This is a genomic window from Aeromonas sp. QDB14 (assembly GCF_027707845.1).
GTDB classification, from domain to species: domain Bacteria; phylum Pseudomonadota; class Gammaproteobacteria; order Enterobacterales; family Aeromonadaceae; genus Aeromonas; species Aeromonas caviae.
In genome coordinates, this window is the sequence record NZ_JAPCJD010000058.1 from 18,377 (window position 1) to 27,742 (window position 9,366).

The window sequence follows — 9,366 nt, forward strand, 5'->3', positions numbered from 1 at the left end:
GACGGGCCATGCCATCGCACCGGCCCTGCCCCCGTAAACGCACTCAGAGGCTTAGGGCGCGTCCGCCGTCAGATAGCCTTCCAGCGTCTCCAGTACGCTCTGCTGGTCTGTTTCCGACAGCCCCAGATAGGGGCGCTCAGGCAGGTTGATCTCGGGGCGGCCGAACTGGTGAGCGGCGCCGTATTCCAGCGGGGTGCCGAAGTAGAGGGCCTGGGGATCGGCCTGATAGTTGAGGGTGTCGCGCAGATCGTCGTTCAGGCGCAGCACCTCGTCGGCATGGCGCGGCTTGCGGGCGCGGTACTTGTCCGAGAGCGGGGCCCAGGGATCTCCTTCCGGGGTCTCCTGCGCATCCCAGCGATCTCGGTGCGACAGCAGCAGTCCCTCGCCGATATCCGCCAGGGGCTCGCTCAAGTCGCCGGTGCGCTGATAGAGCCTGGCCAGCAGCTCATGGGCATCGGCCACCCCGTGGTGGCTGATGGCGATAAAGCTGCCCGCCATCAGGCGTCATCCTCGAAGGTGGTCATAAAGTGCATGGCCTCTTCATCAGCCGCAGCCATGGCGGCGGCCCAGAGATCCCCCAACAGTTCTGCCTCTTCACCTTCGGCTTGTTCGCACAAGGCATCCAGCGCCTTGGCCTGTGCCAGGGTAAAGGGGCCATCTTCTGCCAGCAGGGCGCTGGCTTGTTCCAACAGGGTCATCCTTTCTCTCCTTTGCGGCTGGCGGTCGTGGCCTGGGCCAGCATGGCCTCCACTCGTTTGGCCAGTTCGGGGAAATGCGTCACCATGGCATCCCTCGCCAAGACCCAGGCGGCAAATGCCTCGGCGGCGGCTTCCATCCTGGTCTTGCCGGCATACTCCGTCAGCAGTCCCACCCCCGTCAGGTCAGGCTCCCCGGCCCAGAAGTGAACCTGGTGACCGAGTTCGTGCAACCAGGTTGAGAGCCGCTGGGCTGATTCCCCCTGCTTGCCGCCGACGTTGGCGGAGATGCTCCAGTGACGGCGCAAGGTCTCGCCACTGGTCCCCCTTGGCAACCAGTGACGGGGCCCGGTGTTGGCATGGGCATCGGTGACCACCTCGGCCGCCGCCGCTTGCACCGCCTGCATGTCCACTGCTTTGAGTGTATCACCCGCCTTCACTTTGATAACCAGATGGCCCCAGCTTTTGGCCGTAAAGCCGTTGGTCGCGCTGGCCCGGCGCGTGTAATAGAGGGAGCGAACCAGGTAAGGGTCTGTGCCCAGGTACTCGGCGATGGCCGGCGCAACCTTGAGCCCTGCCGCCCCCTTGCCCATCTCGGTCTGCTTGATAAACAGGGTCTTGACCGGGTGCGCCTTGAGGAAGGCCGCCAAGGGCTCACGCTGGGGTGCGGGTAGCTGGGCCAGCAGATCGCTGACCCCCTGCGCCGTCACCCCCTTGGCGGTCGAAAAGGCGCTCTCCACCAACCGCTGCGGCAAGCGCTCGGCCAGCGCGGGTTTCGCCGCCTCCCGCTTGGCCACGGCCTCGGTCAGGGCGGCGGGCGTCTTTGGCCGGTAATCGAAACCCGGATCGATGCCACGGGGGATCCGGTGTATCTCCCCGGTCGCCTTGTCCACCCACTCATAATTGCCGTCATCCGGTGCCTGGCCCACCGTCAGCCCCCGCCGTTTGAGATCTGACTCGGAGAGCAGGAACTTCTTGCACTTGCAGCCATAGCCGTTGCTGGGGCTGTGGGTCTCCCACCAGGGATGGTCCACCGGCAGCACCAGGTTGTTCCACTTGAGGTGCAGCTCCCTGGGGTGCTCGGAGTCGCCGTGGCGATAGAGCGCATAGGGGCGCTTGTGCTTGATGCGCTCTATCTGGTCATCACGCCCGGCGTTGTAGCTCTGGCGCAGGTTGGTCTCGAAGATGACGCGAGAGCGCCACGACGCCGGGCCGGTATGCACCCAACCGTGGCGAGCCACGATTTCCTTGAACGCTTTCTGGAATGCACCGAGGGATTGCCCCTCGCTGATCGCCTTGTCCACCGCCCCGCGCAGGTCGGCCAGCAAGTCAGTCTTGGTCGCCCCCGCCACCATAAAGGCGCGGTTATGGGCGTCCCGCCACACATCGGCCCAGCGCTCGCTCGGCATATTCAGCTTCTGGCGAAAGAAGGCGATCGCCTCCTCAAACGGCAGACTGCCGTAACGAACGGGCATCAGTTGCCCTCCTCCATCTCCAGCATGCCGAGCAGTTCGCTGGCGGCAATGGCCTGGGCCAGCAGCGCCCCCAGTTCGTCATGACTGAGGTTGGGCTCCAGCGCCAGCAAGCCATCCCGGATCTCCTCCAGGGTGGTGGCCTGCATCACCAGTGCCTGGACAGCATCGGTCATGCCGGCGAGCAAAGGGGCCACCTCGGCCTGCAGCCGGGCCAGCTGGGCATCGTTGTTATCACCCCGGGCAGGGGACTTTGCCGCCAGCGCCGCCAACCCTTGCGCCTTGAGCGCCGCCTCCCCGGCCCCTGCCTGCTTGTCGACGATGACCAGCACCTCTTCCCCTTCCTTGGGTGCCGGGATCTGCAGCTTGTCCCGCACCCACTGGGCCGGGATCTGCATCCCCATGCCCACCAGGGCCCGCAGCGGATAGGCCAGATCGCGCATGTCCTCGGGCTCGGTCACGTCAAACTCCAGGCGCGGGCAGCGGCGCGGCCCCTGGAAGCTCTTGCCGTTCAGGGCAAACAGCGGATAGACCAGATCCCGGGTCAGGGTCGCGGCGAGCTGGCGAAGGTCTGCATCCCGTACCTCCTGGCGCACCTCGTTGTGGACGTTGCCGAGCGCATGGGTCGAGCTCTTGCCGTCGGCCTGGCTGGTCAAGGTTCCCCCCAGGATGGCCTTGCTCATGGAGCGCTCACACCAGTCCATCATCACCACAAAGGGATCGGCCTGACCGTTGGCCGCATTCTGGAAATCGATCTCCATCCCCCGGGGGATGATGCCGCCAGCGTTATGGCCGATGGAGAGCACCGCCTGCAGCAGGGTCGCCTTCTCCTTCTCGGTCGCCCCTTCCGGGTATTTGCCCAGGCGCACCGGCAGGCCATAGATCTCCAGAAACTCGGCGAGATCCCGCACGCTGTAGTTCTTGAACAGGAAGGGCCAGACCAGGGTGCGGATAAGGCCGGTGCGGGCGAGATACCCCGACTTCGACTTGGCCTTGTGCATGACCCAGCCGAACGGATTGAGGGCTGCCCCCTCCTTGCTACCGTCCCGCAGCCGCAACTGGTTCCAGTCATCCGGGTGGGTCTGGAACCAGGCGGGATCGCGCCAGACGATGCCCTTGGGGAGCTGCAGCCCCTCCACCATCTCCCAGCCGCTGAACTCCTGGGCACTGAACCCCTTGAGCACCGCATCGGTGGCGTCAAAGATGGCGTCATCCAACCAGGTGAAGTCCTCCAGCAGCTCGCGGATCATCTCGCAGTCGCGCTGCTCGGCGGGGGTCGCATTGCGGGGCGGCTCTATGGTCCAGCTCACCCCGAGCAGGGACCGGCGCCGTTTGCCGAGCTCGCTCTGCAGGTGGGCGTCCTTCTCCTCCATGTCTTCGGCCAGCTCGCACTGGGCGATGAGGCTCCCCTCCTCCGCTTCTTTCAGCGCTGCTGCAGCCTTGCCCGGGGTGAGCCCCACCGTGGGATGCTCGCTGTAGTGACGACGCAGTTGGGCCAGCTTGGCGTCGTTCTCGGTCTGCGGCTCCTTCTGCAGGCGCAGCGAGTTGCCATGAATGTCGATGAGTCCGGCCATTACCAACCCCCTCTTTCATATCGGTGATAGTCGTCGTTGCGCTCTGAATCGTGTTTACCAGGTAAGGGGGTGAACTCGATGGCGCCCCCTTCCATCCAACTCGCCCGCACTGCCATGGCCAGCGCCACCGCAAAGTCGCCGTGACGCTGCTGGCCGCCCTGGCCGGTGTTCTTGCCCTTGTCGATCTTGGGTACCCCGTTGATGACCTGGATTTTGCCGAGGTCGTCCTGCACGTCTGCATGGCGCGGGATCACCAGGTTGTCGTCCTCGAACTCGGCCTTGAGCTTGGGCATCCACTCCCGGTACCAGGGGTCATTGAGCATCACGCACTCGATCATGCTGGCGCCCCAGCGCAGCCGAGCAGCTTCTGCCAGATAACCGCCGTTACCGGTGGCATCGAAGGCGGCCGCCGTGAAGCGGTGTAGCCCCTGCAGCAGGTAGAACAGGATTTGGCGCTGGGTCTCATAGGGGGCATTGACCAGCTCCACCACGAAGGGCACGGTCTTGCGCAGGCTGGTCGCGATGGATAGCGGAACAAACACCGAGAGATCCCCCTTGCGGGCGAAGTCCTCCCCCAGTACATGACGGCAATTGCGATCGAGCGCTTCCAGGCAGGGCTTGAGGTTCTCCTCACACCAGATCTCCGCCACCGCCTTGCGGGTCTCCTCGCTTTGCAGCTCGAAGTCCGCAGGGGAAGTGAAGCGCAGGATGGGGATCTCCGGCTGCATGGCCCGCTCGATCAGGGTGCGCTTGATATAGACGCCGCTGCTCTGCTTGGGCACGCAGAAATACTCCTCCAGCGCATCCTCTTCGGTGGCGGTGGCCTTGAGCAGCCCGGCCTTCCAGCTCTCCTCGGCCTCCGGCGTCCAGGGCGTGCCCTTGACCTGGCAGATGCGACGATAGAGCCCTTGGCGGCAGGCGTCGTCCAGGCTGATGGTGTGGATGGAATACTCTTTACGGCCCGCACGGCTGTCGTTGATGAGCTGGTTAAACAGGTTGTCCACGCCGTTGTGGGTGCTGATAAGCCGCACCTTGGCCCCCCACATAGTCAGCGCCATCGCAGCTTTCAGCACCTCGGCGAGCCGGTCGTGGAACGCCGCCTCGTCGATGGTGACATTGCCCTGCATCCCCCGCAGGTTGGAGGGGTTGCTGGAGAGCGCCTGCACCTTGAAGCCCGAGGCGAAATAGACCACGAAGGTGAGGATCGCCTTGTCCTCGTCGTCGGTGAACACCTCCTCCTGGATCTCGCCTGCTGCCTTGTTGTACGCCTTGGCCCACATGGCCACGGCATCGATAAACTCTCGCGCCATCTCCTTGTTGCTGCCTACATAGAAGTGGTGGCAGCCCCCGGCCGTCTTGGTCTTGGAGGCCGTCAGGGCGGCGTCGGCCGCCTCCGCCCAGGTGATCCCGGTGCGGCGGCTCTTCTCGGCGATCTTGAGCGGGCTCTCGTCGGCTATCCAAATCTTCTGGTAGGGCAGCAACACCTCGTCGGGGCTGTATTCAGTACCGAGGGTCTGGGCCAACTGCTGTGCGATAGGGGTCTGTACGATCGTGGTCATCAGACAATCCCCAGGATTTCGCGGCGTATCTCGGCGGCGGCCTCACCGCTCAGGCCCGCCTGGGTGACGATGGCCTCGGTCTTGGCGGCCACTTCCTCGGCAAAGGCCTGGCGGATCTCTTTCTCCCGGCGATGCGATTGCATGGCGGTGGATTCGAGCCGCTGGGCCGCCAACATGGCGTTTTTCAGCATGTCGATATCCACCGCCTCCTCCGGGTTCTGCACCTGGGCCAGCATCGCCTTGAACAGCTGGGAACGGCCGAGCTCCAGGATGAGCTTGGTGGTCTCTCCCATCGGCTTGTCACCGAGCTGGGAGGTGAGCGCCGCCGTGGTCTCCCGTAAGTCGCGCAGGTGCTGGCCCACCTGCTCCACCTGACTGGCGTGGCGGCTGAGCCCTGAGCGGGAGAGCTTGAGATCATCGGGTAACCCTGCGCCCTCGATAAGACCATTGATCTCGTCCAGGATGGCGGCCTGGCTGTTGCCCTTGTCGCGCAGCATCTCGTTGAGGGCGTTGCGGATAGCTTCGGGCAGCAGCCACACCTTGCTGGCGCGGCCCCGGGTCGGTTTCTCGGCCATGGTCAATCCTCCGCCCGAGGCTTCTTGACACCCGGCACGCTGGATCGCCCTTCAGCCACGTCCTGGCCCCGGCCGGTCAGGTGCGCCACCTGCACCTGGGCCAATTTCTCGATGCGCACCAGCCCCTGCTCATCCAGCCAGGCCAGCAGGGTCTTGACCCGATCCCGGGACACCCGGCCGGTACCCAGCTGGTCGAGGCAATCATTGAGGATCGACTCGTTGGCGGCCCCGCCGATATCGAGCAAGGATCGCAAGATCACCAGGCGTTGCTGGGCGTCCAATATCCCTTGAATGCTCATGTTCTCTCCTTGAGTTCATTTTCCAGCAGCAGGTCGGCGAGCCGGCGGGCCTGGCGCAGTTCCGGCGCCAGTGCCCGCAGCTCACCACGCAATTCGCTGATCTCCAGTTGCAGGGTGTGCAGCTCCTTCTCGGTCGGCAGATCCGAGAGTTGCTGCTCGACCCTGGCCACCCTGGCGGCCAGGCCGGTGACATCTTCACGCTTGGCGTAGGTCTTGGAGAGCAAGATGATGACGATCAACCCCACCAGACTGGCCAGGGCGTACAGGGGCCCCCAGTTTTTAACGATAAATTCCCACATCGGTGGCCCCCTTCGTCTGGTTCGGCAATATCGGGCCTAGCAGCGGCCTCCTGTTCCCCTTAACGATGAAATCCCACACGGATTGCCTCCTTGCGCTCGAATAGGGTCTGGCACTCGATGCAGCGCGGCGCATCGGGTTCGGCATGCAGCCGTGCAATCGGGATGGGCTCATCACAATCGCAACAGATGCCATCGCCACGGGGTTTGGGCCTTGCCCGGTGGGCGTCAATAAGGCGCCCGGTCCGCTCGGCGTCGAGCTGCTGGGCGCGGTCTATGGGGTCGCTCAAGGGTGTCTCCTTGCGAACCGATTACTTGATGACGTGGGTCGCCTTGAGGCGGCCCCAGATGGCCAGCAGGCCGCCGATGGCACTGGCCAGATCCACGGCGGTGGAGACCAGGCTGGTTTGGGTACCGACATCGACCGGCACGCCGAACAGGCCGGCGATACCGGCCCCCACGGCGATGACGCCGCCGATGACGGCGCGGCTCCTGAGCGCAGGCTTGGCTTGGGGTAACAGGGAATCAGGCATGATGGGTTTCCTTCTGTTGAGGTGGGGTAAGACGGGCACGGGCCCGCAGGCGATCCAGCTCCCCTACCGACCGCCAGCCCTGCTCGTACAGGGATTGGCGAGTGGCGTGATGGCTGTAGAGCGGGATGGCCTCCAGATCCGCACCGGCCAGGGCGGCCTTGAGATGGGCGCGGCGCCCATCCTTGAAGCAGGCAAGGTAACGGGGATTCTTGAGTTCGGGGATGCCGAAATACCCGGCGGCCTGGATCCCTTGCAACGCTTGGCGGCGCTTGTTGATGAGGCTGGGTTTGCTCATGCCGCCCCCTCACCGAACCGGGTCGAGAGCAGGTAACTCTGCAGGCGCAGCAGGCGGTTGCTCCAGCCGTGGGCATTGGCCCACTGGCTCGGGTCTTTGCGCACGATGCCGAGCATGAAGCCGGCGCGGATCTCAAGCAGCGTGAGCAGCAGGGCCCGACCACCATCTCGACCGGTCTTGGCGGCCAGCACCCGCAAGGTATGGGAGCCCAGCACCCCATCGGCCAAGACGCCGAGCGCCTGCTGCAACTGGCGCACCGAGCGACCAGGGCCGTGATGCACGGCGCCGTCGAACAGGGCAATGGCAATCAGCGGGCAGACGCTATCAACCCGATCGCAACGGGCGGGCAGCCAGTAGTTCGCGCGGTAAAACAACTGGGCGTGGGCAGGGGTCGCATCCCCGACGGCAATGTCCGGCCGACCATCCCGATCGAGGTCGATCATGCCGTCCTTCCTGCCGTCGGCGACATCGGCCATGCCGAACTTGGTATGGCCGCCACGGTCGGCCGGATGGTTGACCTCGCCCCCTTCCACATCGGGACGGAGCAACCAGGCAAGCGCTATGGGATAGGTATCAGGCAACATAAAAGGCCCCTCGATAAACTGCGTTATCGCAGCGTACCGAGGGGCCTTAATGGGGCGGGTTTATGGTGGGTTAGAAAGGTAACTCTGAAATGACAGAGGGATCAGGGGAAGACGATAATACCTAGCTGTTCCAGCAACTCTGGCTGCTGATATTCACTTATTTTTACCCCGTTTAGATTAACTCGTCGCGGATTCAACCCAGACAGATCACTATTTCGCAGATCGCACCCCTGCAGATTAAAGCTGGTCCATTCTATTTGTCCAAACTCTGAATCACTCAGATCAGATCCAGCCAAAGATGCTCTCTGCAAATTCGCTCCATTCCACCGGTTGCCACTGAGCTCGCATTTTTCCAGCAAGCAACCTTCGAAGTTGGCGTAATTAAAGTTGTTACCGGTCAAATAAGCGTCGCAGAAGTAACTTCTAAGGGTAATCTGGTTGACGAAGCTGGCACGGGAGAAATTAATCCCCATTGCCTGACAGTCACGCATTTCCAACCCCAAGCACTGGCTGTGACTCAAGTTCGCTAGGGTCAGATCACAGCGTAGGAAGCTCGCCTCACGCAGATTACATGCTTGCAGCTGACAACTGAGCTCCTGTTCCCGATCATAAAAACTACAGTCAACGAAGCGACACTCACTCAAATTCAACCGGGAAAAATCGCAACCAACGAAGCTGCAGCCACTAAACTGCTCGCCTTCTACCTCTTGCTGCTCGAAGCGCCGCCCCTCGAAACGCAAGCCATTGATCATTCTGATACTCCTCTGACGAAGACCGTCATGTGAATAAATTGTATTAACCTAAACTAAACTTCCTGAACTCAAGCTGTTTGCCTTGAATCACGAATTTGTATGTCCGTCACACCGACAAGATACATTCATTGAACTTTCATTCAAAAAAATCCTTCTGTACACGTTTCTTAGTCAGTTGCCGTTGCTCTGCCACCACCGCATAGGTCTGAGGCACCGATAGGCCATGCTTGCGGGCCAATTGGTCGATATTACGGCCATTGAACTCATCCCAGATCGCTCTGTCCCGCAGCGCGGCCTTGAGATGATCGCCGGTTGGGATGTAGTAGGCACGCCCCCCCATATAGTGAGCTTGCACCAATGCCAGCTTGCGGGCCTGGGCCAAGGCCTTATCCGCCGCCATCCCGCCGCGCCCAAGTTCACAGGCAAGCACATCGACCAGCTCGGCCAGTGCCTTGGGCCATTTGGCAGTCAGCTCGGCCGCCGGGATCTGATCCAACCGGTCCACCAACTGCCCCAAGGATTCATGGTCCTCGGCGAACAGGTCCAGATTCTCTTGGCTGCTATCCATGTTGCACCTCCGCCTGCATCTGCTCAAAGGCTGCCACAACAGCCTGATAGCCCACCACCCGACCGGTCTTTTCATTGATGGGGATAGTTTTAGGTTCTTCGCGGGATCTTGGGGAAGTGGAAGTTGACAGACAGGGTGCTGGTAAACTGGCTGTCTCCAAACAC

At 62.6% G+C, this 9,366-nt stretch carries 14 protein-coding genes; all 14 read right to left on the reverse strand.

Going from position 1 to position 9,366, the window contains the following annotated elements; all coding sequences use genetic code 11:
* Positions 1-51: 51 nt before the first annotated feature.
* Entirely contained in the window at positions 52-498 is a 447-nt protein-coding gene (locus PG887_RS16520; protein ID WP_210538340.1) for a phage virion morphogenesis protein, read from the reverse strand.
* Positions 498-698 (reverse strand): hypothetical protein, encoded by a 201-nt coding sequence (locus tag PG887_RS16525; protein WP_210538339.1) that lies wholly within the window; start codon positions 696-698, stop codon positions 498-500. The genes PG887_RS16520 and PG887_RS16525 overlap by 1 nt, the downstream gene beginning before the upstream one ends.
* Complete coding sequence (locus PG887_RS16530) at positions 695-2,170, reverse strand: phage head morphogenesis protein (RefSeq protein WP_210538338.1); 1,476 nt, start codon at positions 2,168-2,170, stop codon at positions 695-697. Before PG887_RS16530 ends, PG887_RS16525 begins: the two co-directional genes overlap by 4 nt.
* Positions 2,170-3,741, reverse strand: a complete 1,572-nt coding sequence (locus PG887_RS16535; protein ID WP_210538337.1) for a DUF935 domain-containing protein — start codon at positions 3,739-3,741, stop codon at positions 2,170-2,172. Before PG887_RS16535 ends, PG887_RS16530 begins: the two co-directional genes overlap by 1 nt.
* Positions 3,741-5,300: a terminase large subunit domain-containing protein gene (locus PG887_RS16540; RefSeq protein ID WP_210538336.1), complete on the reverse strand. Its 1,560-nt coding sequence runs from the start codon at positions 5,298-5,300 to the stop codon at positions 3,741-3,743. The genes PG887_RS16535 and PG887_RS16540 overlap by 1 nt, the downstream gene beginning before the upstream one ends.
* Entirely contained in the window at positions 5,300-5,875 is a 576-nt protein-coding gene (locus PG887_RS16545; protein WP_130627555.1) for a DUF3486 family protein, read from the reverse strand. The genes PG887_RS16540 and PG887_RS16545 overlap by 1 nt, the downstream gene beginning before the upstream one ends.
* Before the next feature lie 2 nt (positions 5,876-5,877).
* The gene (locus PG887_RS16550; protein ID WP_010674005.1) at positions 5,878-6,174 is read right to left on the reverse strand and encodes a VpaChn25_0724 family phage protein; all 297 of its coding nucleotides are present in this window, start codon (positions 6,172-6,174) and stop codon (positions 5,878-5,880) included.
* A complete protein-coding gene (locus PG887_RS16555) occupies positions 6,171-6,473 on the reverse strand; it encodes a DUF2730 family protein (protein ID WP_128296927.1) in 303 nt (100 codons plus the stop codon). Before PG887_RS16555 ends, PG887_RS16550 begins: the two co-directional genes overlap by 4 nt.
* 59 nt (positions 6,474-6,532) lie before the next feature.
* Positions 6,533-6,760 carry a TraR/DksA C4-type zinc finger protein gene (locus PG887_RS16560; protein ID WP_042074576.1) on the reverse strand — a complete coding sequence of 76 codons (228 nt, stop codon included), beginning with the start codon at positions 6,758-6,760 and terminating at the stop codon, positions 6,533-6,535.
* Between the two features lie 21 nt (positions 6,761-6,781).
* Positions 6,782-7,003, reverse strand: a complete 222-nt coding sequence (locus tag PG887_RS16565; RefSeq protein WP_043133770.1) for a hypothetical protein — start codon at positions 7,001-7,003, stop codon at positions 6,782-6,784.
* A complete protein-coding gene (locus tag PG887_RS16570) occupies positions 6,996-7,298 on the reverse strand; it encodes a hypothetical protein (RefSeq protein WP_069652688.1) in 303 nt (100 codons plus the stop codon). Before PG887_RS16570 ends, PG887_RS16565 begins: the two co-directional genes overlap by 8 nt.
* On the reverse strand, positions 7,295-7,882 hold the full coding sequence (locus PG887_RS16575; protein WP_130627554.1) for a glycoside hydrolase family 108 protein: 588 nt from the start codon (positions 7,880-7,882) through the stop codon (positions 7,295-7,297). Before PG887_RS16575 ends, PG887_RS16570 begins: the two co-directional genes overlap by 4 nt.
* Positions 7,883-7,983: 101 nt before the next feature.
* Positions 7,984-8,634, reverse strand: a complete 651-nt coding sequence (locus tag PG887_RS16580) for a Qnr family pentapeptide repeat protein (RefSeq protein WP_130627553.1) — start codon at positions 8,632-8,634, stop codon at positions 7,984-7,986.
* Between the two features lie 136 nt (positions 8,635-8,770).
* On the reverse strand, positions 8,771-9,202 hold the full coding sequence (locus PG887_RS16585) for a Mor transcription activator family protein (RefSeq protein WP_130627552.1): 432 nt from the start codon (positions 9,200-9,202) through the stop codon (positions 8,771-8,773).
* Positions 9,203-9,366: the final 164 nt, after the last annotated feature.